Here is a 19,193-nt window from a genome sequence, read left to right as displayed (position 1 = left end):
CGGGACCTCCCCGGCGCTGACATCGCCCCATGACCGCTGACATTTCCACGACGGCGGCCCTGTGGTGGGCGGTGCTGGCCTCGGGGCTTTATCATGGCATCAATCCCGGCATGGGCTGGCCGCTTGCCGTGTCCTCGGCCCTGATGGAACGCCGCCAGTCCAGCCTCTTCAAGGCACTCGCGGCCCTCGCCCTCGGCCATCTTGCCGCCATGACCGCCATCCTCCTGCCCTTCTCGGCCCTCCTTTGGCTGGCCGAATGGCAGACCGTCCTCCAGACCGGCGCCGCCGTCTTGGTCATCGCCCTCGGGATCTACCTGCTGATCAACCGCCGCCACCCGCGCTTTCTCGCCCGCGTGCCGCCCTCGCGCCTCGCCCTCTGGTCCTTTCTCGTGGCGATGGCTCACGGCGCCGGGCTGATGCTGGTGCCGATCTATCTCGGCATCTGCGAAACAGCCGACGCCGGCCACACCGCCGCCGACACGCTCATGCGCGGCACGCTCTCCACCGCGCTGCTGGTGGCGCTCGCGCACACCGCCGCCATGATCGTCTCCGGCGGCGCACTCGCGCTCGGCACTTACCATTGGCTCGGCCTCAAGTTTCTTCAGAAATCGTGGTTCAACCTCGACATACTCTGGGCGCTCAGCCTCATCCTCGTCGGCGTCCTCGCGCTGCTGCTGACCCACTGACGCCTTGCATTTTCACTGTTCAAAAAATACTCAAATCCCAACGCCACCCATGGGAGCACAGACATGCCCAAAACGCGCCTCCTCACCGAATTCGGCATCGGCTCGTCCCTGCGCCACCGCGATTACACCGCCGCCGCCCGCCGCGCATTGCAGGACGCGCTCTGGCGCAACTCCATCAACCTCGCGGAGCTTTTCGGCCAGCCCAAAGAGGCGATGATGATCGACGTGGAAATCGCCGCGCAGGACCCCGACGCCGTCGACACCACGGCGCTCGCGGACGTCTTCCCCTACGGCCAGGTCACCGTAACCGCCCACAAGGGCGGCCTGGACGTCCCCCGCCCCGACGGTGAGCCTACCGTCATCGTCAACGCCGCCATCAATGTCAGCCTGAACCTGGAGCTCGCCCAATGACCGATCACCGCTTCATCATCGAAATGGGCATGGGCAACGACCAGTACGGGATGGACTACCAAAAGGCCGCCGCCCGCGCGATCGAAAGCGCGATCCGCCGCTCCGCCATCCCGATGTATTCGACCACCGCCCTCGACCCGTCGCAGATGCGCGTGCAGGTCACCATCGGCGTGCAGGACCCCGACAAAATCGACACGGACGCGCTCGCCGCCTGCCTGCCGCGCGGAAACGCCACCGTGACTGCCACCTTCGGCGGGCACAACGTGGTGAACCCCGACACCGGCGACACAATCGTCATCGCCACCGCGGCGGTCGAGGCGTTCCTGCCCGACCAGTCCGGCAACTACACCGCCGGCTGACCCCGAACGGCTCGGCGCTTGCCCCGTATCGCCTCTGGTCATATGATTTGACCAATTCACTCCCGAGGCGCCCATGCCGTTCCAGAAAGTCACGCCCGAAAAACTCTCGCTCGCGGTCACCCGCCAGATCGAGAAACTGATCCTGCGCGGCATCCTGCGCCCCGGCGAACGCCTGCCCTCGGAACGCGAGCTTGCCGACCGCTTCGGAGTCTCCCGCCCCTCCCTGCGCGAGGCGGTGGCCGAGCTTCAGCAGAAGGGACTGCTGACCTCCCGCGCCGGCTCCGGCATCTTCGTGGCCGATGTCCTGGGCAGCGCCTTCTCCCCCGCCCTGATCGAGCTTTTCGCCAGCGACGACGAGGCCGTGTTCGACGTCATCGCCTTTCGCCGCGACATGGAAGGGCTCGCCGCCGAACGCGCCGCCCGGCTGGCCTCGGACACCGACCTGCAGGTCATCGCGTCCACCTTCGACCGCATGGAGCAGGCCAGGGGCCGCGCCAACCCCGAACGCGAGGCCCGGCTCGATGCCGAGTTCCACATGGCCATCCTCGAGGCCAGCCACAACGTCGTGATGCTGCACATGATGCGCTCGATGTTCCAGTTGATGCAGGAAGGCGTGTTCTACAACCGCCAGATCATGTTCAACCAGTCCACCAAGCGGTCCAGCCTGCTGGACCAGCACCGCGCCATCCGCGACGCCATCCTCGCGCGCGACCCCGTCGCGGCCCGCGCGGCCGTCGAAACCCATCTCGATTTCGTCGAACGGGCACTGACCGACCAGCGCAAGGCCGAGGCGCATGAGCATATCGCCCGCCAGCGCCTCGAACACGAGAACCGCCGCTGAATTCATTGCCAACATCGTAGGGTGGGTGGTTCTGCGCGATGCGCAGGTTCACCCACCGTTACACCGCACACCCTGCAAATCACGGGCTTTAGCGCGCCGCGCCGCCGCTTTTCGCGCCGTTCACAAACCGCCTAAATTTTACCAATTGATAAAATTTTGATCTGTGCAATACTTTCTACAAAGCGCACAGCCACTGGAGCCCTCCATGAGCCATTCCGCCCTGACCCCCGGCATCACCTCCGGCCGCCTGTCAGAGGACGACCTCGCCCGGAACTTCTCCGACCTGCACCCACCCCTAGACCCGCACGAGGCGCTGGTGGCCGCCGACCGCTGCTATTTCTGCCACGATGCGCCCTGCATCACGGCCTGCCCCACCGATATCGACATCCCGCTCTTCATCCGCCAGATCGCCACCGGCACGCCCGAGGCCGCCGCCAGGACGATCCTCACCCAGAACATCCTCGGCGGCATGTGCGCCCGCGTCTGCCCGACCGAGACGCTTTGCGAACAGGCCTGTGTGCGCGAGACCGCCGAAGGCAAGCCCGTCCTGATCGGGCAACTACAACGTTACGCAACCGACACCCTCCAGGCCGCGGGCACGCATCCCTTCGCCCGTGCGCCCGAGACGGGCAAGTCGGTCGCCGTGGTGGGCGCGGGACCAGCCGGTCTGGCCTGCGCCCATCGTCTGGCGATGCACGGCCATTCCGTCACGCTCTTTGACGCCCGCCCCAAACCAGGCGGCCTCAACGAATACGGCATCGCCGCCTACAAGACAGTGGACGGCTTCGCCGAACGCGAGGTCGACTGGCTGCTGAAGATCGGCGGCATCACCCTGGAAAACGGCAAGGCCCTTGGCCCCGACCTCAGCCTCGACACCCTGCGCGACCAGTTCGACGCAATCTTCCTCGGCATCGGCCTGGGTGGCGTCAACGCGCTCGGCCTCGACGGCGAGGACAAGACCGGCGTGCTCGACGCGGTCGATTTCATCTCCGACCTGCGCCAGGCCAGTGATCTGCGCGCGCTTCAGGTGGGCCGCGACGTCGTGGTGATCGGCGGCGGCATGACCGCCATCGACGCGGCCGTGCAGGCGAAACTGCTGGGCGCGCTCAACGTCACGCTGGTCTACCGCCGGGGCCGTGACCGCATGAACGCCAGCGTCTATGAACAGAACCTCGCCGCGTCCAAGGGCGTGCGCATCATCACGAATGCCACGCCCCGCGCCATCCACGGCAACGGCACCGTCCGCGAGATCGAGTTCGAATATACCGACGACGCCCTCACCCCGACGGGCGAGACCGTGCGCATCCCCGCCGACCAGGTGTTCAAGGCCATCGGCCAGGCACTCGCGGGCGACGCCCTGCCCGATCTCGATGGCCGCAAGATCGCCATCACGGGCGCGGGCCGCACCTCGGTCACCGGCGTCTGGGCGGGGGGCGATTGCGCCGCGGGCGGCGACGACCTGACGGTGACAGCCGTGGCCGAGGGCCGCGACGCCGCCGAAGACATCCATAAAAGCCTCGTTTCGTGATACACTGCGCACCATCCCGGTTCCGCAGGAGAAGCGCCATGAGCGATGTCGAGTCCCGTGTGTCCACCCATTATTCCACCACCAACCTGATCGACGCGATCCGCGCGGCCCTTGAAAAGGCCGGCGTCGATCCCGACGCGCCCGGTCTTGATGACCTCAAGCCCGTGGACGAATTCCACACCGGCGGCGTCGAGGCCACCGATGCCCTGATCGACCAGCTCAGCATTACGCCCGAGACCCGCGTTCTCGATATCGGCTGCGGCATCGGCGGCGCATCCCGCCACGTCGCTGCCCGCACCGGCGCGCATGTGCGCGGTATCGACCTGACCCCTGATTTCATCGCCGCCGCCAAGGCGCTCAGCGCCGCCACCGACATGGCCGACCGCACCAGTTTCACAACCGGCAGCGCCCTCGACCTGCCCGAGACGGATGCCAGCGCTGACCTCGCCCTCATGTTCCATGTCGGCATGAATATCGAAGACAAGACCCGCCTTTTCTCCGAGGCCGCCCGCGTCCTCGTCCCCGGCGGCACCTTCGCGCTCTTCGACGTGATGCGCGGCTCGGACCGTCCCCTGACCTTTCCGTTCCCCTGGGCGGAACAGGCCGATTTCTCCTTCGTGGCCCCGCCCGAGACCTACCGTCAGGCCGCCGCCGCAGCCGGCTTCTCGCAAGTGGGCGAGCGCGACCGCTCCGAATTTGCAAAGGCCTTCTTCGATCGCGTTTTCAAACGCATCGAAGAGGCCGGCGGCCCGCCGCCCGTCGGCATCCACCTTCTGATGCACGACACCGGGCCCGAAAAGATCAAGAATTACGTGACACACCTGCAGGCGGGCGACATCGCACCGGTGGAAATGATCTTTCGCCGCAACGCGCCCCAGTCCCCGCGACACCAGACAAGGGAAACACGCTCATGGCTGACCTGACGACGAATTTCATCGGCATCACCTCGCCCAACCCGTTCTGGCTGGCCTCCGCCCCGCCCACCGACAAGGAATACAACGTCCGCCGCGCCTTCGAGGCCGGCTGGGGCGGCGTGGTCTGGAAAACCCTGGGCGAAGAGGGCCCACCTGTCGTCAACGTCAACGGGCCCCGCTACGGCGCGATCTGGGGCGCCGACCGCCGCCTTCTGGGGCTGAACAATATCGAGCTGATCACCGACCGCCCGCTGCAAACCAACCTCGACGAGATGACGCGGGTGAAAAAGGACTACCCCGACCGCGCCCTCATCGCCTCGCTCATGGTCCCGGTGAACGAGGACAGCTGGAAGTCCATCCTAGACCGTGTGCTGGAAACCGGTTGCGACGGCGTGGAACTGAACTTCGGCTGTCCGCACGGCATGTCCGAACGCGGCATGGGCTCCGCCGTTGGCCAGGTGCCGGAATACGTGGGCCAGGTCACCGAATGGTGCAAGAAACACTCAAACCTGCCCGTCATCGTGAAACTCACGCCCAACATCACCGACGTGCGCAAACCCGCGCAGGCGGCCAAGGACGGCGGCGCCGACGCGGTGTCACTGATCAACACGATCAACTCGATCACGTCCGTCAACCTCGACAGTTTCGCGCCAGAACCCACCATCGACGGCAAAGGCGCGCATGGCGGTTATTGCGGCCCGGCAGTGAAACCCATAGCGCTCAACATGGTGGCCGAGATCGCTCGCACGCCCTCGCTCGCCGGCCTGCCCATCTCAGGGATAGGCGGCATCACCACATGGCGCGACGCCGCCGAGTTCATGTCGCTCGGCGCAGGCAACGTGCAGGTCTGCACGGCGGCCATGACATACGGCTTCAAGATCGTGCAGGAAATGATCTCGGGCCTGTCCCAGTTCATGGACGAAAAAGGTTTCACCTCCACCGACGACCTCGTTGGCCGCGCCGTCCCGAATCTCAGCGACTGGCAGCACCTCAATCTCAACTACGTGACGAAAGCCCGGATCGACCAGGACCTCTGCATCAAGTGCGGTCGCTGCTATGCCGCCTGCGAGGACACCTCGCACCAGGCGATTTCGATGTCTCCGGAGCGCACCTTCGAGGTGATCGACGAAGAATGCGTCGCCTGCAATCTCTGCGTCAATGTCTGCCCCGTCGAGAATTGCATCACGATGGAGGAACTCAGCCCCGGCACGACAGATCCCCGCACTGGAAAGACGGTCCAGGACGACTACGCCAACTGGACGACCCACCCCAACAATCCGGGGACCTGCGCCGCGGAATGACCGCCCCAGATTCTTCGTACGAAAAATCTGTCCCCCAGAAAATTCGTACGAATTTTCTGGGGACGATCCGCACCGCATCAAAACACGATCCGAATGGGCCCCGCATGGCAGACCACGATCATCTGGTCGCCGGTTTCGATCAGGTGAAAGCCGCGCCGGCGCACTTCGCGCTCAAATTCCTCACGCCCGACTTCGCGCTCCACCCACCGGCGGGACCGCCGCACGACAGAGCCTTTGCGTGCCGATTGGCTCGAAAACAGTTGCGATACCCAAGGGGCGGCCGGAACAGGGCGAATGACATGGGTCATGCTCCAAAGCTGACGCCACCGTGGTAAAGATCAGGTTAAGGCGTCAGGAGGCCTTCCGGTGCCCTGCGCATCGCCACCCACGGTTTCGCGCGCGGTCCTCAGGACCCGTCTTCAACGGCAGGACTGGCTGACGGGCTTGGCGATTGGTCCCCGCCCACCTCGATCTTCAGAACCTCGATCATCTCGCGAAGGTCGGTGATGTCGCGCGCGGCCTGCGACTGTTCCAGTCGCGTGCTGGCCCGCAGAAGATCCTGCTGGCGCCCGACCAACTCGTACTGCGCCGCGACCAGTTGATCGCGCGGAGTCTCTTGGCTCTTGATCCGCGCGTCGAGCATGCTTTCGCCTGACGCCTTGGCCGGCAGCCGCGAGACATCGTCGGCAGCCGGATCACGGGCCGGACGCGCCGTCGCATCCATGCGCGGCCCGTCGCCGCCCGTGGCATTGTCGGAATTGTTGCCGCTCGCACTGCTTTCCGCCGACCCCGCGGCGCTCTTGACGGCGAGTTTCTGAAGGTTCTGCCCGGCGCTGGCTGGCACCGAGGGCAGGAAGGTCACAGGGGCTGGTCCTGTGATGTTCATGTATCCACTCCAAACACGGGGGATCGCTAGATCCGGCGCCCGCACCCAACTGCCTTCATACCACGCAGCGGGCAGGTGCCGCGACCGTATTCTAAGCAGCATTTTATGCGTTTTTGTCCCGCGCGCGCCTCAGATTGCCAGCATCCTGCGATAGAGCGCATCAAGAAACACCACAGCCTCGTCATGCGTATCGCGCCCATCCATCAACGCCTGAACCTGCGCGTCGAAATCAGCGTAATGCTGCGTCGTGGCCCAGATCGAAAAGATCAGGTGCCGCCCGTCCACCGGCTTCAGACGCCCCTCCGCCGCCCAGGTCTCGATCAGCGCCGCGGTCTCATCCACCAGCGGCTTCAAATCCGTCACCAGTCCCGCCCCGATCCTTGGCGCGCCTTGCAGGATCTCGTTCGCGAACAGCCGGCTCTCGCGCGGCAACGTCCGGCTCATCTCCAGCTTGCGATGCACGTAGCGCAGGATTTCCTCCAGCGGCTCGCCGTCGGGGTCGATCTCGCGCATCGGGTCCAGCCACGTGTCCATCAAACCGCTCAGCAGCGTGACGTGGATCTCTTGCTTGCCCGCGAAGTAATACAGGATGTTGGGCTTCGACAGCCCCGACGCCTCGGCGATCTGGTCCAGCGTCGCGCCGCGGAACCCGTGCATCGAAAACACGTCCAGCGCGGCGTCCAATATGCGCTTGCGGTTGCGCAACTGTATCCGGCTCGGCTTGGCGCCGCCCGCCGCCTGCGTCCCGTCTTCCATCGCGCCTCTCATGTTTCACTGCCCGAAGATTTAGCATCACCCGGCCCGAATTGGCCAGCAACAGGTGCAATGCTTGACAGACCCGCCCCGCTTCGCAATCGTGGTTTTACCATTTGGTAAAAAAGTGGCAACCGGGATGGCAGCCAATATCGCGCCCTTCCGTGCTATGATACGTCAGACAAGGGGACAGCGATGACCGCACCGGGCCAAAATCTCAAGATCGACGGCGACCGGCTCTGGGACAGCCTGATGGAAATGGCCAAGATCGGCCCGGGCGTCGCGGGCGGCAACAACCGCCAGACCCTGACCGACGAGGATGCCGAGGGCCGCGCGCTCTTTCAATCCTGGTGCGAGGCGGCGGGCATGACCATGGGCCTCGACACGATGGGCAACATGTTCGCCCGGCGCGAGGGCACAGACCCCGACGCGCTCCCCGTTTATGTCGGCTCCCACCTCGACACGCAGCCCACGGGCGGCAAGTATGATGGCGTGCTCGGGGTGTTGGGGGGGCTGGAAATCATCCGCACTCTCAACGACCTCGGCATCAAGACGAAACACCCCATCGTCGTCACCAACTGGACCAACGAGGAAGGCACGCGCTACGCCCCCGCCATGCTCGCCTCGGGCGTCTTCGCCGGCGTGCACGACCAGCAATGGGCCTACGACCGCGTCGATGCCGACGGCAAGAAATTCGGCGACGAGCTCGATCGCATCGGCTGGAAGGGCGACGAGCCGGTGGGAAGCCGCAAGATGCACGCCTTCTTCGAGCTGCATATCGAACAAGGCCCTATCCTCGAGGCCGAAGGCAAGGATATCGGCGTCGTCACTCACGGCCAGGGCCTGCGCTGGATCGAATGCACCGTCACGGGCAAGGAAAGCCACACCGGCTCGACCCCGATGCACATGCGCAAGAACGCCGGTCGCGGCCTCGCCCGGATCACAGAACTGGTCCACGAGATCGCCATGAAGAACCAGCCCAATGCCGTGGGCGCCATCGGCCAGGCCAACGTCTATCCCAACAGCCGCAACATCATCCCCGGCAAGGCCGTCTTCACCATCGACTTCCGCTCGCCCGACCTGGACAAACTCGAAGGCATGGTTGCCGAACTTCTGGAAAAGGCCCCGAAGCTCTGCGAGGACATCGAGGTCGGCTTTTCCTCCGAGATCGTCGGCCAGTTCAACCCGCCCGCTTTCGACGAGACCTGCGTCAAGGCCGTCCGCGACGCCGCCGAACGGCTGGGCTATTCCCACATGGAGATCGTCTCGGGCGCGGGCCACGACGCCTGCTGGATCAACGACGTCGCGCCGACAGCGATGGTCATGTGCCCCTGCGTCGACGGCCTCAGCCACAACGAGGCCGAGGAAATCTCCAAGGACTGGGCCACGGCGGGCGCGGACGTCCTGATGCACGCGGTGGTCGAGACGGCGGAGATCGTCGAATGATCGTCACACGATCATTCGACGTCCCGGACTTGATCCGGGACCTCCCAGCCACCCGGCGCAACGCAGCCCCGGACTTGATCCGGGACCTCCCAGCCACCCGCGTCCCGCCACAAACACCAAAGCCGCGTTTACATCAAATTAACCATGTTCCCACACCACCGGTCCATGGCGTTCTACACCTACATCATGGCCTGCGGTTCAAACACGGCGATCTACGTTGGAACCACAGGCAACCTGCGCGACCGCGCGGCCCAGCACCGGCTGGAGGCCAGGTCCGTGCACACCTCGAAATACAACATAACCAAGCTCGTCTATTTCGAGACCCACGAGACACTGGATGCCGCCGTCGCCCGCGAACGCAAGTTGAAACGCTTGCGGCGCGAGTGGAAAAACAAGCTGATCGAACACGCAAACCCAAGCTGGTCCGACTTGAGCATGGAGGCCTCGTTTCTCTGAGGTCCCGGATCAAGTCCGGGACTGCGTAGCACCAGGGAGACACCCAATGACCACCAAAGTCATCAAGAACGGCACCGTCTGCACCGCCGACCGCACGTGGAAGGCCGATGTCCTGATCGAGGACGAAAAGATCAAGCAGATCGGCGAGGACCTCAAGGGCGACGAGACCATCGACGCCGAGGGCGCCTATGTCATCCCCGGCGGCATCGACCCGCACACGCATCTGGAAATGCCCTTCATGGGAACCACGGCGGCCGAGACCTTCGAGACCGGCACCTGGGCGGCGGCCTGTGGCGGCACCACGATGCTGGTGGATTTCTGCCTGCCCGGCGCCGACGGCTCGATCAAGAACGCCATCGAGGAATGGCACCGCAAATCCGCCCCCCAGATCTGTTCCGATATCGGCTATCACATGGCGGTCACCGGCTGGAACGAGACCATCTTCAACGAGATGAAGGACGCCGTCGACATGGGCGTCAACTCCTTCAAGCATTTCATGGCCTACAAGGGCGCGCTGATGATCGAGGATGACGAGATGTTCGCCTCCTTCAAGCGCTGCCGCGAGCTGGGCGCGCTGCCCATGGTCCATGCCGAGAACGGCGATCTGGTCGCCGACATGCAGCAGGAGATGCTGTCCAAGGGCATCACCGGCCCCGAGGGCCACGCCTATTCCCGCCCGCCCGAGTTCGAGGGCGAGGCCGCCAACCGCGCCATCACCATCGCCGATGCCGCCGGCGTGCCGCTCTATATCGTGCACGTCTCCTGCGAACAGGCGCACGAGGCCATCCGTCGCGCCCGCCAGAAGGGGATGCGCGTCTATGGCGAGCCTTTGGCGCAATTCCTCACGCTCGACGAAGGCGAATACTTCAACACCGACTGGGACCATGCCGCCCGCCGCGTCATGTCGCCCCCCTTCCGCAACAAGGAACACCAGGACAGCCTCTGGGCGGGCCTTCAGGCCGGTTCCCTGCAGGTCGTCGCCACCGACCACGCGGCCTTCTCGACCGAGCAGAAACGCATGGGCGTGGACGATTTCACCAAGATCCCCAACGGCTCCAACGGGCTCGAGGAACGCATGCCCGTGCTCTGGACCCGCGGCGTTGAAACCGGCCGCCTCACGCCCAACGAATTCGTCGCGGTGACTTCGACCAACGTCGCCAAGATCCTCAACATCTACCCCAAGAAGGGCGCCATCGTCGAAGGGGCCGACGCCGACATCGTGGTCTGGGACCCCAAGATCACCAAGACGATCTCGGCCTCCAACCACCATTCGATCCTCGACTACAACGTGTTCGAGGGCTTCGAGGTCACGGCCAATGCCCGCTACACCATCTCGCGCGGCGAGGTCATCTGGGCCTGGGGCCAAAACTCCCAGCCGCAACCCGGCCGCGGCCGCTTCGTCCCCCGCCCGGCCTTCCCCTCGGCGCATGAGGCGCTGTCGAAATGGAAGGCGCTGACGGCCCCCAAGATGATCGAACGCGATCCGCTCAACATCCCGGCGGGCATCTGACCCCATGCGTCTCGCCCTCACCCTTCTCCTGCTGGCCAGCCCGGCCACGGCCCAGCTGGCCGCGCCACTCGGCAACCCCGACGGCTGCGCTCGCATCCTCGGCGAGGACAGCAACAAGGAAAACGAGGTCGCCATCGTCGCGGGGCACCTCAACCTGCACGGCGCGATCTGCCAGATCACCGCCGTGCAGACCGGCACGCTCATGGCCACCTGCCCCGGCGACGCCGACAGCCGCAAAAAGGTCCTCGGCATCACCCGCAGCGCCGATGGCAGCGGCGTGACGCTGACCCTGCCCGACGGCGCGGTCGAAAACCTGGCCCCCTGCGAATGAACCAAGTCCCCATCCGCCCGCGCCACTGCCCGCAAATTCATCATGTGCCTGCACCACAGGCAGATGACGCCGGGACCTGCCTTGACACCGCCTTGCGGCGTGGGATTGTTCCTTCCACCCGGCCCGGAGACACGACACCGTAATGCAAGACGCCCAAGCCACCTCGACAGCCAGCCCCGTGATCGCCGCCCGCGACCTGTCACTGACCTTCCAGACCAATGACGGCCCGGTGCACGCGCTCAAGGACGTGACGCTGGACGTGCAAAAGGGCGATTTCGTCTCCTTCATCGGCCCATCCGGCTGTGGCAAGACCACCTTCCTGCGCTGCATGGCCGATCTCGAACACCCCACCGGCGGCAGCATTTCCGTCAACGGCATGACCCCCGCCGAGGCCCGTCAGCGCCGCGCCTACGGCTACGTTTTCCAGGCCGCGGGCCTCTACCCATGGCGCACCATCGGCGGCAACATCCGTCTGCCGCTGGAGATCATGGGTTACTCCAAGTCCGATCAAAACGCCCGCATCGCCCGCGTTCTCGAACTGGTCGATCTCGCGGGGTTCGAAAAGAAATTCCCCTGGCAGCTTTCGGGCGGGATGCAGCAACGCGCCTCCATCGCCCGGGCGCTGGCCTTCGACGCCGATATCCTCTTGATGGACGAACCTTTCGGCGCGCTCGATGAGATTGTCCGCGACCACCTAAACGAACAGCTCCTGCACCTCTGGGACCGCACGAACAAGACCATCTGCTTCGTCACCCACTCGATCCCCGAGGCGGTGTACCTGAGCACGAAAATCGTCGTCATGTCCCCGCGCCCCGGCCGCATCGCCGACGTGATCGAAAGCACCCTGCCGCGCGAACGCCCGCTCGATATCCGCGACACGCCGGAATTCCTCGAAATCGCCCATCGCGTCCGCGACGGGCTCCGCTCGGGGCACAGCTATGAGGGCTGAGCTTGCACCGCCCGCCCCGGACCTGATCCGGGGCCTCCTGCTCACCGCGGGCCCAGAGGCCCCGGCTCGGTGGCCGGGGCGGGAGGCGCCCTGATGCGCAATGTCGTTCCCGTCCTGACGGTCGTCGCGACCCTCATCGCGCTCTGGTATGCCGGCGCGGTCGCGCTCAACGCGCCCTGGGCCTATGACAAGGCCGCGCGGGCCGAGGTCACGCTGACCTTCCCCGAACTGGTGGCCGACACCTGGTCCCAGGAAAAGCCCAAGCTGCCCGCGCCGCACCAGGTGGCGACCGAGATCTGGAACACCACCGGCGCGATGATCGCCAGCGGGCGGCCCTTTTCCAAGCGGTCGCTCATTTACCACAGCTGGATCACCTTCAGCTCCACCGCGCTCGGTTTCCTCCTCGGCACCGCGCTCGGCACGCTTCTGGCCATCGGCATCGTCTACAACCGCACCATGGACATGAGCGTCATGCCCTGGGTCATCGCGTCCCAGACCATCCCGATCCTCGCCATCGCGCCCATGATCATCGTCGTGCTGAACGCGGTCGGCATCTCCGGCCTGTTGCCCAAGGCCATGATCTCGATGTACCTGTCGTTTTTCCCGGTCGTCGTCGGCATGGTCAAGGGCCTGCGCAGCCCTAGCCAAATGCAACTCGACCAGATGCGCACCTGGAACGCCAGCCGGTCCCAGACCTTCTGGAAACTGCGCCTGCCGTCCTCCATGCCCTATTTCTTCACCTCGCTGAAAATCGCCATGGCCGCCAGCCTCGTGGGCGCCATCGTGGGTGAGCTGCCCACCGGCGCCGTCGCGGGCCTTGGCGCGCGGCTCCTGGCCGGCAGCTATTACGGCCAGACCATCCAGATCTGGAGCGCGCTGATCATGGCCGCCACCCTCGCCGCCGTTCTGGTGGGCCTGATCGGCCTCATCCAGCGCATCACGCTCAGACGAATGGGGATGGCAGCATGAGCTGGCTGATCGCAGGGGCGCTCATCTGGGCCGTGGGCTGGTGGATCAACACCCGCCTCGCGCGCCACCCGCAGAACACCGCCGCGCAGCTGGCCGCGCCCATCGTCTTCGGGGCCACGCTCATCGCGGTCTGGGAGTGCCTCGTCTGGGGCCTCGGGATCAAGCTCGCCCTCCTGCCCGCCCCCAGCGTCATCGCCGTGACCTTCGCGAACTCTCTCAACATCCTCTGGGGCGATTTCCTACAGACCGCCATCAAGGGCGCGCTCACCGGCTACATCCTCGGCTGCGGCGCCGCGTTCCTGACGGCCATCGCCGTCGACCGCTCCGATTTCCTGAAACGCGGCCTGCTGCCCGTGGGCAACTTCGCCGCCGCGCTTCCCATCATCGGCCTCGCCCCCATCCTCGTCATGTGGTTCGGCTTCGACTGGCAGTCGAAGGCCGCCGTCGTCGTCGTCATGGTGTTCTTCCCCATGCTGGTGAACACCGTCCAGGGCCTCTCCGAGGCCGACGCCATGCAGCGTGACCTGATGCGCACCTACGCCGCAGGCTACTGGACCACGCTCCTGAAACTCCGCCTGCCCGCCGCCATGCCCTTCGTCTTCAACGGGCTCAAGATCGGCACCACGCTCGCCCTCATCGGCGCCATCGTGGCCGAATTCTTCGGCTCGCCCATCCAGGGCATGGGCTTTCGCATTTCCACCTCGGTGGGGCGCCTCGCGATGGATCTCGTCTGGGCCGAGATCGTCGTCGCCGCCCTCGCCGGTTCGGGATTTTACGGCGCGGTCGCCCTCATCGAGCGCGCCGTCACCTTCTGGCACCCGTCCCAACGGGGCCGGACATAACCAAAGCAAACCAGAACAGGGAGAAGACAATGAAACATCTCACCACTACGCTTGGCCTCGCCGCCGCCACCCTCTGGGGTGGCATGGCCCAGGCCGCCGATGACGTCACGCTGCAACTCAAATGGGTGACGCAATCGCAATTCGCCGGCTACTACGTGGCGCAAGACCAGGGCTTCTACGAAGAGGAAGACCTGAACGTCACCATCAAGCCCGGCGGGCCCGACATCGCCCCGGCGCAGGTCATCGCCGGCGGCGGCGCGGACGTCATCATCGACTGGATGCCGTCCGCCCTGGCCAGCCGCGAAAAGGGCCTGCCCCTCGTCAACATCGCCCAGCCCTTCAAAAGCTCCGGCATGATGCTGACCTGCCGCAAGGACACCGGCATCGAAGGCCCCGAGGATTTCCGCGGCAAGACGCTCGGCGTCTGGTTCTTCGGCAACGAATACCCCTTCCTGTCATGGATGAGCCAGCTCGGCATCCCGACCGAGGGCGGCGAGGATGGCGTCACCGTCCTGAAACAGGGCTTCAACGTCGATCCCCTGCTGCAAAACCAGGCCGCCTGCGTCTCGACCATGACCTACAATGAATACTGGCAGGTCATCGACGCCGGACTGACCCCCGACGACCTCGTCGTGTTCAAGTACGAGGACCAGGGCGTCGCCACGCTCGAGGACGGCATGTACGTGCTGGAAGAGAACCTCGAAGATCCCGAGTTCGCCGACAAGATGACCCGCTTCGTGCGCGCCTCGATGAAAGGCTGGAAATGGGCCGAGGAAAACCCCGACGAGGCCGCGATGATCGTGCTCGACAACGACGCCACCGGCGCACAGACCGAGAAGCACCAGAAGCGCATGATGGGTGAGGTCGCCAAGCTGACGGCCGGCTCCAACGGCGCGCTCGACCCGGAAGACTTCCAGCGCACGGTCGACTCGCTGCTCTCGGGCGGCTCCGACCCGGTGATCACCGAGGACCCGGGCGAGGCCGCCTGGACCCACCAGATCACGGACGAAGCCCTGAACTGAGGGCTTTGAAAGCCTGACATCGGAACGCCCTCGCAGGGACCTGCGGGGGCGTTTTGCATTGGGACTCAACCCCGTCCCGGACTTGATTCGGGACCTCCTTCTCCAAGCCGCGCGTGGCTCTGCATCCGCCGTAGGGTGGGTTTCCAACCCACCACGCGCTACCCCAGGAACACCTTGTCGCTCGGATACCGCACCCGGGGCCGGCTCTTCGCTGCCAGGAAGAAGCCCAGCGTCAGCGGTCCCACCCGGCCCAGGAACATCACCGCGATGATCACGGCCCGCCCCAGCCAATTCAACTCGCCCGTCGCCCCGTGCGACAGCCCCACCGTGCCAAAGGCCGAGGCCACCTCGAACGCGAGGTCCCGGAAGGCGATGTTCTGCGTCGCGGTCAGCACGAACAGGCTTGCGAACATCAACAACCCGCTGATCGTCGCCAGCGCCATCACCTTCAGCACCTGGTCCAGCTCCAGGCTCCGCCCGAAGACGTGCAAGGCCGGCCGCCGCTGGAAAAACGCCGCTGTCGCCAGCAGCATCACGATCAGTGACGTCACCTTGATCCCCCCGGCGGTGGAGGTCGACCCGCCCCCGACGATCATCAGCATGATGGTCAGCAGGGTCGTCCCGTCCCCCATCGCCGCGGTGTCGATCGTGTTGAACCCCGCCGTGCGCGGCGTCACCCCCTGGAACCAGCTGGCCCACAGCTTGTCGCCCGTACTCTCCAGCCCGCCCAGGGTGCGCGGGTTGTTCCATTCCAGCAATGCGAAACAGACCACGCCGATCACGATCAGCCACAGCGTCCCCGCGATCATCAGCTTGGAATGCAGCGACAGCTTGCGCCACTTGCGATGCTGATAGACGTCGCCCACCACGATGAAGCCGAGCCCGCCGAGGATGAACATCACCGTGACCGTCAGGTTGACCACCGGGTTCCCGACCCAGTCCGACAGGCTGTCGGGCTGCAGCGCAAAGCCCGCGTTGTTGAAGGCCGAGATGCTGTGAAAAATTGCGTGCCACAGCCCCGTGCCCCAGCCCATCTCGGGCACGAAGACAAAAGCCAGCAGCACCGCGCCCACCGCCTCGCAGCCCAGCGCCACGTACAGGATGATCTTCACCAGCCGACCCAGGTTGCTGATCGTCGCCTGGTTCAGGTCCTCGCGCAGCATCACCTTGTGCGGCATCCCGATGGGAATGCCGAACGCCGTCAGTATCAGGACCGCGAACACCATCAGGCCCAGGCCCCCGAACTGCATCAGGCCGGCGATGATGATCTGCCCCAACAGGGTGAAATCCGCGCCGGTATCGACCACCACCAAACCCGTCACCGTCACCGCCGAGGTCGCGGTAAAGATCGCCTCGCTCAGGCCCACCTTGCCGTGATGCGACACCGGCAGCCATAACAGCAGCGCGCCCAGCGCAACGATAAGCAGATACATCACCGCCAGCACCGCCGGCGGCGACAGGCTCAGCCGGGTCGATCCCAGCTTGATCGACGATCTGCGCGCCACCTCAGAGGCTCGCGGAGAAGTCGCGCAGGTTGTTGCGTTCTCCCAGCATCAGCAGCAGGTCGTCGGTCTTCAGCGTGCAATCGTCACCGTCGCGGCCGATGAACTTCGTCCCGCGCATCACCCCAAGGCAGCGCAGGTCAAACTTGTCCGCGTGGCCCAGCTCGGACAGTTTCCTGTCCTCCATCTCCTCGGGCACCTTCAGGTTCACCACGAAGAACCCGTTGCCCAGGCCCACGTAGTCGCGCACCAGCGGGTTGTGCATCACCTGCGCGATCCGCTGGCCGATCTCGACCTCGGGGTGAATCACCCGGTCCACGCCGATCCGCGACAGGATGCGGTGTTGCGTGCGGCTGGTGGCCTTGGCCCAGACCGCGCCCGCGCCCACCTGCCGCAGGTTCACCGCCGCCAGGATGCTCGACTCCAGGTTGTCGCCGACCGCCACCAGCGCCATGTCGACCTCGCCCAGGCCCGCTTCCTTCAGCGCCTCGTCGTCGCGTGCGTCCAGGATGATCGCCTCGCCCAGCTTGTCGGCGTGGCGGCTGACGCGGGTCTCGTCGATGTCCACGCCGATCACGTGATTCCCGAACCGCTCCAACTCGGTCGCGACCGTGCTGCCGAAATTCCCAAGGCCGATCACGGCGAAACTGCGATGTGACATGAGGTCCCCTTCCTCTTCGCACGCAAACGCGCGGTACCATGCACCAGTTCCGAAGCCGGCATGGAACCCGGTCCCGGTCCCGCCATCAGGGCTGCCATCCGGGCCGCCACAATCCCGCCACAATTGCCGGTTTAGCGGTCACGGTAAATTTAACCACAACATGTGCCGTCAATTCTCGAAGAGTGCCCTCAAAATATTTGAAAATAAACACTTTATTCAAATGACCCCCTGTGCTACCTTTTTCTGCAATAAATAAGGCCAGCCGAACAATCGGCGGTTGAACGAGGCAGAGAAAGAGCAGTTCCATGAGAACGCGGAGCAGGCAGCCCATCCGTTGGGGTCTGGTGGCTATGGCCACTATCTGGATGATGGTTATCGTACCGCTAAGCGCGGTCGCGGCCCCCTACGCAGCTTTGGTGATGGACGCACGATCCGGCGAGGTGCTTCATTCGCGCAACGCCGACACTCGCCTTCACCCGGCGTCGCTGACCAAGATGATGACCCTCTACGTGGTCTTCGAGGCGGTCGAGAACGGCGAGATCACCCTCGACACGCCCGTGCGCATCTCCAAGCACGCCGCCAGCGAACCGCCCTCGAAACTCGGCCTGCGCTCGGGCTCGACGATCAAGCTGCGCTACCTCATCCGTGCCGCCGCGGTGAAATCGGCCAACGACGCCGCCACCGCTTTGGGCGAGGCGATCGAAGGCTCCGAGGCCGCCTTCGCCCGGCGCATGAACCGTACCGCCAAGGCGCTCGGCATGACGCGCACGACCTTCAAGAACGCCCACGGCCTGACCGAGAACGGCCACCTGTCGACGGCCCGCGACATGACCCTCCTGGGCCGGCACCTGTTCTACGACTACCCCGAATACTACAACCTCTTCTCCCGCGTGACCGCCGATGCGGGCATCAAGAAGGTCTACCACACCAACCGCCGCCTTTTGGGCGACTACCGCGGCGCCGACGGCATCAAGACCGGCTACACCCGGGCCGCGGGCTTCAACCTCACGGCCAGCGCGGAACGTGGCGGCGAGCGCATCATCGCCACCGTCTTCGGCGGCCGCTCCACCGCGTCGCGCAACGCCAAGGTGGCCGAACTGCTGGACCTCGGCTTCCGCCAGGCCCCCAGCCGCGTTGCGGTGAACCGCCCCTCGAAACCCGCCTACATGGGCAAGATCGGCCCCGCCGACAATCACTCCGTTCCCGGCGGCAAGGGCCGCACCGTGCGCCTCGCCTCCGCCGCCGCGGTCAAGAAATCCCTCCGCCCACAGCGCCGCCCCGGCGAAGCCGTCGTGGCACAGGCCGCGCCCACTGTCGGCAAGGAAGATATCGAAAAGGCCCTGCTGGCCGCCGCCGAGACCATCACCGAGGACGCAACCCCACCCGCAGCGCAGGGCAGCGCCCTGGCCACGGCGACGCCCAAGGCACGGCCCAAGGACCTCGTCCTGGCGAGCGTCGATGCGAAGGCACAGACCACGCCCAAGGCCAAAGAGCCCGCCAGCGACCCTGTGCAAAAGGTCGTCACCCGGATCTCCACCTCCGGCGGCCGCCACTGGGGCATCAATGTCGGCCGCTACCCGTCGGAATACAAGGCGCGCAAGGTCCTGTTGAAAACCGCCCTGAACGAGATGGAGACGCTCGACGGCTCCCTGCGCAAGGTGGTCAAGCGCTCCACCGGGTTCGAGGCGAATTTCATGGGTATGACCCGCGAAAGCGCCGACCTCGCCTGCCGCCGGCTTCAGGCCAAGCAGATCACCTGTTTCATGATCGACCCCGGCGCGTAACGCCGCGCCCGATCCAGAGAACGCCTGCGCCTCCCTCCGCGC

Annotated in this window: 22 protein-coding genes; 16 read left to right on the top strand and 6 right to left on the bottom strand. The window is 65.4% G+C overall.

Annotated features, from left to right (window positions below):
* Window positions 1-29 precede the first annotated feature (29 nt).
* From C2I35_RS19490 to preA, 7 genes are all read left to right on the top strand, one after another.
* The gene (locus tag C2I35_RS19490) at window positions 30-686 is read left to right on the top strand and encodes a hypothetical protein (RefSeq protein ID WP_103764703.1); all 657 of its coding nucleotides are present in this window, start codon (window positions 30-32) and stop codon (window positions 684-686) included.
* Window positions 687-749: 63 nt separating this feature from the next.
* On the top strand, window positions 750-1,097 hold the full coding sequence (locus C2I35_RS19485) for a Lin0512 family protein (RefSeq protein WP_103764702.1): 348 nt from the start codon (window positions 750-752) through the stop codon (window positions 1,095-1,097).
* The gene (locus C2I35_RS19480; RefSeq protein WP_103764701.1) at window positions 1,094-1,456 is read left to right on the top strand and encodes a Lin0512 family protein; all 363 of its coding nucleotides are present in this window, start codon (window positions 1,094-1,096) and stop codon (window positions 1,454-1,456) included. Before C2I35_RS19485 ends, C2I35_RS19480 begins: the two co-directional genes overlap by 4 nt.
* 73 nt (window positions 1,457-1,529) lie before the next feature.
* Entirely contained in the window at window positions 1,530-2,297 is a 768-nt protein-coding gene (locus C2I35_RS19475; RefSeq protein WP_103764700.1) for an FCD domain-containing protein, read from the top strand.
* A gap of 205 nt (window positions 2,298-2,502) precedes the next feature.
* Window positions 2,503-3,825 (top strand): NAD(P)-dependent oxidoreductase, encoded by a 1,323-nt coding sequence (locus C2I35_RS19470; protein ID WP_103764699.1) that lies wholly within the window; start codon window positions 2,503-2,505, stop codon window positions 3,823-3,825.
* A 38-nt stretch (window positions 3,826-3,863) separates the two neighbouring features.
* Entirely contained in the window at window positions 3,864-4,748 is an 885-nt protein-coding gene (locus C2I35_RS19465) for a class I SAM-dependent methyltransferase (RefSeq protein WP_103764698.1), read from the top strand.
* Entirely contained in the window at window positions 4,736-6,040 is a 1,305-nt protein-coding gene (gene preA / locus C2I35_RS19460; protein ID WP_103764697.1) for an NAD-dependent dihydropyrimidine dehydrogenase subunit PreA, read from the top strand. The genes C2I35_RS19465 and preA overlap by 13 nt, the downstream gene beginning before the upstream one ends.
* 77 nt (window positions 6,041-6,117) lie before the next feature.
* On the opposite strand, the gene C2I35_RS22545 is transcribed toward preA, so the two are convergent.
* The 3 genes from C2I35_RS22545 to C2I35_RS19445 form a co-directional block, all read right to left on the bottom strand.
* The gene (locus C2I35_RS22545; RefSeq protein ID WP_245890560.1) at window positions 6,118-6,264 is read right to left on the bottom strand and encodes a hypothetical protein; all 147 of its coding nucleotides are present in this window, start codon (window positions 6,262-6,264) and stop codon (window positions 6,118-6,120) included.
* Between the two features lie 182 nt (window positions 6,265-6,446).
* Window positions 6,447-6,926 carry a hypothetical protein gene (locus tag C2I35_RS19450; RefSeq protein ID WP_146050091.1) on the bottom strand — a complete coding sequence of 160 codons (480 nt, stop codon included), beginning with the start codon at window positions 6,924-6,926 and terminating at the stop codon, window positions 6,447-6,449.
* A gap of 129 nt (window positions 6,927-7,055) precedes the next feature.
* A complete protein-coding gene (locus tag C2I35_RS19445) occupies window positions 7,056-7,682 on the bottom strand; it encodes a TetR family transcriptional regulator C-terminal domain-containing protein (RefSeq protein ID WP_103764694.1) in 627 nt (208 codons plus the stop codon).
* A gap of 192 nt (window positions 7,683-7,874) precedes the next feature.
* On the opposite strand from C2I35_RS19445, the gene C2I35_RS19440 reads away from it, so the two are divergent.
* The 8 genes from C2I35_RS19440 (at window position 7,875) to C2I35_RS19405 (ending at window position 15,204) form a co-directional block, all read left to right on the top strand.
* Window positions 7,875-9,125, top strand: a complete 1,251-nt coding sequence (locus C2I35_RS19440; protein ID WP_103764693.1) for a Zn-dependent hydrolase — start codon at window positions 7,875-7,877, stop codon at window positions 9,123-9,125.
* Window positions 9,126-9,269: 144 nt separating this feature from the next.
* The gene (locus C2I35_RS19435; RefSeq protein WP_211286197.1) at window positions 9,270-9,581 is read left to right on the top strand and encodes a GIY-YIG nuclease family protein; all 312 of its coding nucleotides are present in this window, start codon (window positions 9,270-9,272) and stop codon (window positions 9,579-9,581) included.
* 46 nt (window positions 9,582-9,627) lie between these two features.
* Window positions 9,628-11,091, top strand: coding sequence for a dihydropyrimidinase (gene hydA, locus C2I35_RS19430; RefSeq protein WP_103764691.1), 1,464 nt, complete (start codon window positions 9,628-9,630; stop codon window positions 11,089-11,091).
* 4 nt (window positions 11,092-11,095) lie between these two features.
* Window positions 11,096-11,422, top strand: a complete 327-nt coding sequence (locus tag C2I35_RS19425) for a hypothetical protein (RefSeq protein WP_103764690.1) — start codon at window positions 11,096-11,098, stop codon at window positions 11,420-11,422.
* A 142-nt stretch (window positions 11,423-11,564) separates the two neighbouring features.
* Window positions 11,565-12,371, top strand: a complete 807-nt coding sequence (locus tag C2I35_RS19420; RefSeq protein ID WP_103764689.1) for an ABC transporter ATP-binding protein — start codon at window positions 11,565-11,567, stop codon at window positions 12,369-12,371.
* A gap of 93 nt (window positions 12,372-12,464) precedes the next feature.
* Window positions 12,465-13,340, top strand: a complete 876-nt coding sequence (locus tag C2I35_RS19415) for an ABC transporter permease (RefSeq protein WP_211286196.1) — start codon at window positions 12,465-12,467, stop codon at window positions 13,338-13,340.
* Window positions 13,337-14,182: an ABC transporter permease gene (locus C2I35_RS19410; protein WP_103764688.1), complete on the top strand. Its 846-nt coding sequence runs from the start codon at window positions 13,337-13,339 to the stop codon at window positions 14,180-14,182. The genes C2I35_RS19415 and C2I35_RS19410 overlap by 4 nt, the downstream gene beginning before the upstream one ends.
* 29 nt (window positions 14,183-14,211) lie before the next feature.
* Window positions 14,212-15,204 (top strand): ABC transporter substrate-binding protein, encoded by a 993-nt coding sequence (locus tag C2I35_RS19405; RefSeq protein WP_211286195.1) that lies wholly within the window; start codon window positions 14,212-14,214, stop codon window positions 15,202-15,204.
* 158 nt (window positions 15,205-15,362) lie between these two features.
* Here C2I35_RS19405 and C2I35_RS19400 read toward each other — a convergent pair whose 3' ends face one another.
* The 3 genes from C2I35_RS19400 to C2I35_RS22000 form a co-directional block, all read right to left on the bottom strand.
* Entirely contained in the window at window positions 15,363-16,709 is a 1,347-nt protein-coding gene (locus tag C2I35_RS19400; RefSeq protein ID WP_425442949.1) for a TrkH family potassium uptake protein, read from the bottom strand.
* A 1-nt stretch (window position 16,710) separates the two neighbouring features.
* Complete coding sequence (locus tag C2I35_RS19395; RefSeq protein ID WP_103764687.1) at window positions 16,711-17,367, bottom strand: potassium channel family protein; 657 nt, start codon at window positions 17,365-17,367, stop codon at window positions 16,711-16,713.
* 85 nt (window positions 17,368-17,452) lie between these two features.
* On the bottom strand, window positions 17,453-17,674 hold the full coding sequence (locus tag C2I35_RS22000) for a hypothetical protein (protein WP_146050090.1): 222 nt from the start codon (window positions 17,672-17,674) through the stop codon (window positions 17,453-17,455).
* Here C2I35_RS22000 and C2I35_RS19390 point away from each other — a divergent pair.
* A complete protein-coding gene (locus tag C2I35_RS19390) occupies window positions 17,673-19,151 on the top strand; it encodes a D-alanyl-D-alanine carboxypeptidase family protein (RefSeq protein ID WP_103764686.1) in 1,479 nt (492 codons plus the stop codon). The two genes, C2I35_RS22000 and C2I35_RS19390, sit on opposite strands and share 2 nt — an antisense overlap.
* Window positions 19,152-19,193: the final 42 nt, after the last annotated feature.

The sequence above is a fragment of the Roseovarius confluentis genome, assembly GCF_002917925.1.
In the GTDB taxonomy this organism is placed as follows: Bacteria; Pseudomonadota; Alphaproteobacteria; order Rhodobacterales; family Rhodobacteraceae; genus Roseovarius; species Roseovarius confluentis.
This window is presented reverse-complemented; position numbering and strand designations above follow the sequence as displayed.

What these genes read in the sequence shown, in the direction of transcription:
- C2I35_RS19405 (WP_211286195.1), top strand. Translation starts at nt 14,212, where the DNA reads ATGAAACATCTCACCACTACGCTTGGCCTCGCCGCCGCCACCCTCTGG.
- C2I35_RS19445 (WP_103764694.1), bottom strand. Translation starts at nt 7,682, where the DNA reads ATGGAAGACGGGACGCAGGCGGCGGGCGGCGCCAAGCCGAGCCGGATA.
- C2I35_RS19470 (WP_103764699.1), top strand. Translation starts at nt 2,503, where the DNA reads ATGAGCCATTCCGCCCTGACCCCCGGCATCACCTCCGGCCGCCTGTCA.
- hydA (WP_103764691.1), top strand. Translation starts at nt 9,628, where the DNA reads ATGACCACCAAAGTCATCAAGAACGGCACCGTCTGCACCGCCGACCGC.
- C2I35_RS19410 (WP_103764688.1), top strand. Translation starts at nt 13,337, where the DNA reads ATGAGCTGGCTGATCGCAGGGGCGCTCATCTGGGCCGTGGGCTGGTGG.
- C2I35_RS19475 (WP_103764700.1), top strand. Translation starts at nt 1,530, where the DNA reads ATGCCGTTCCAGAAAGTCACGCCCGAAAAACTCTCGCTCGCGGTCACC.
- C2I35_RS19485 (WP_103764702.1), top strand. Translation starts at nt 750, where the DNA reads ATGCCCAAAACGCGCCTCCTCACCGAATTCGGCATCGGCTCGTCCCTG.
- C2I35_RS19440 (WP_103764693.1), top strand. Translation starts at nt 7,875, where the DNA reads ATGACCGCACCGGGCCAAAATCTCAAGATCGACGGCGACCGGCTCTGG.
- C2I35_RS19490 (WP_103764703.1), top strand. Translation starts at nt 30, where the DNA reads ATGACCGCTGACATTTCCACGACGGCGGCCCTGTGGTGGGCGGTGCTG.
- C2I35_RS19435 (WP_211286197.1), top strand. Translation starts at nt 9,270, where the DNA reads ATGTTCCCACACCACCGGTCCATGGCGTTCTACACCTACATCATGGCC.
- C2I35_RS19450 (WP_146050091.1), bottom strand. Translation starts at nt 6,926, where the DNA reads ATGAACATCACAGGACCAGCCCCTGTGACCTTCCTGCCCTCGGTGCCA.
- C2I35_RS19480 (WP_103764701.1), top strand. Translation starts at nt 1,094, where the DNA reads ATGACCGATCACCGCTTCATCATCGAAATGGGCATGGGCAACGACCAG.
- C2I35_RS19390 (WP_103764686.1), top strand. Translation starts at nt 17,673, where the DNA reads ATGAGAACGCGGAGCAGGCAGCCCATCCGTTGGGGTCTGGTGGCTATG.
- C2I35_RS19420 (WP_103764689.1), top strand. Translation starts at nt 11,565, where the DNA reads ATGCAAGACGCCCAAGCCACCTCGACAGCCAGCCCCGTGATCGCCGCC.
- C2I35_RS19425 (WP_103764690.1), top strand. Translation starts at nt 11,096, where the DNA reads ATGCGTCTCGCCCTCACCCTTCTCCTGCTGGCCAGCCCGGCCACGGCC.
- C2I35_RS19465 (WP_103764698.1), top strand. Translation starts at nt 3,864, where the DNA reads ATGAGCGATGTCGAGTCCCGTGTGTCCACCCATTATTCCACCACCAAC.
- C2I35_RS19415 (WP_211286196.1), top strand. Translation starts at nt 12,465, where the DNA reads ATGCGCAATGTCGTTCCCGTCCTGACGGTCGTCGCGACCCTCATCGCG.
- C2I35_RS19395 (WP_103764687.1), bottom strand. Translation starts at nt 17,367, where the DNA reads ATGTCACATCGCAGTTTCGCCGTGATCGGCCTTGGGAATTTCGGCAGC.
- preA (WP_103764697.1), top strand. Translation starts at nt 4,736, where the DNA reads ATGGCTGACCTGACGACGAATTTCATCGGCATCACCTCGCCCAACCCG.
- C2I35_RS22000 (WP_146050090.1), bottom strand. Translation starts at nt 17,674, where the DNA reads ATGGAACTGCTCTTTCTCTGCCTCGTTCAACCGCCGATTGTTCGGCTG.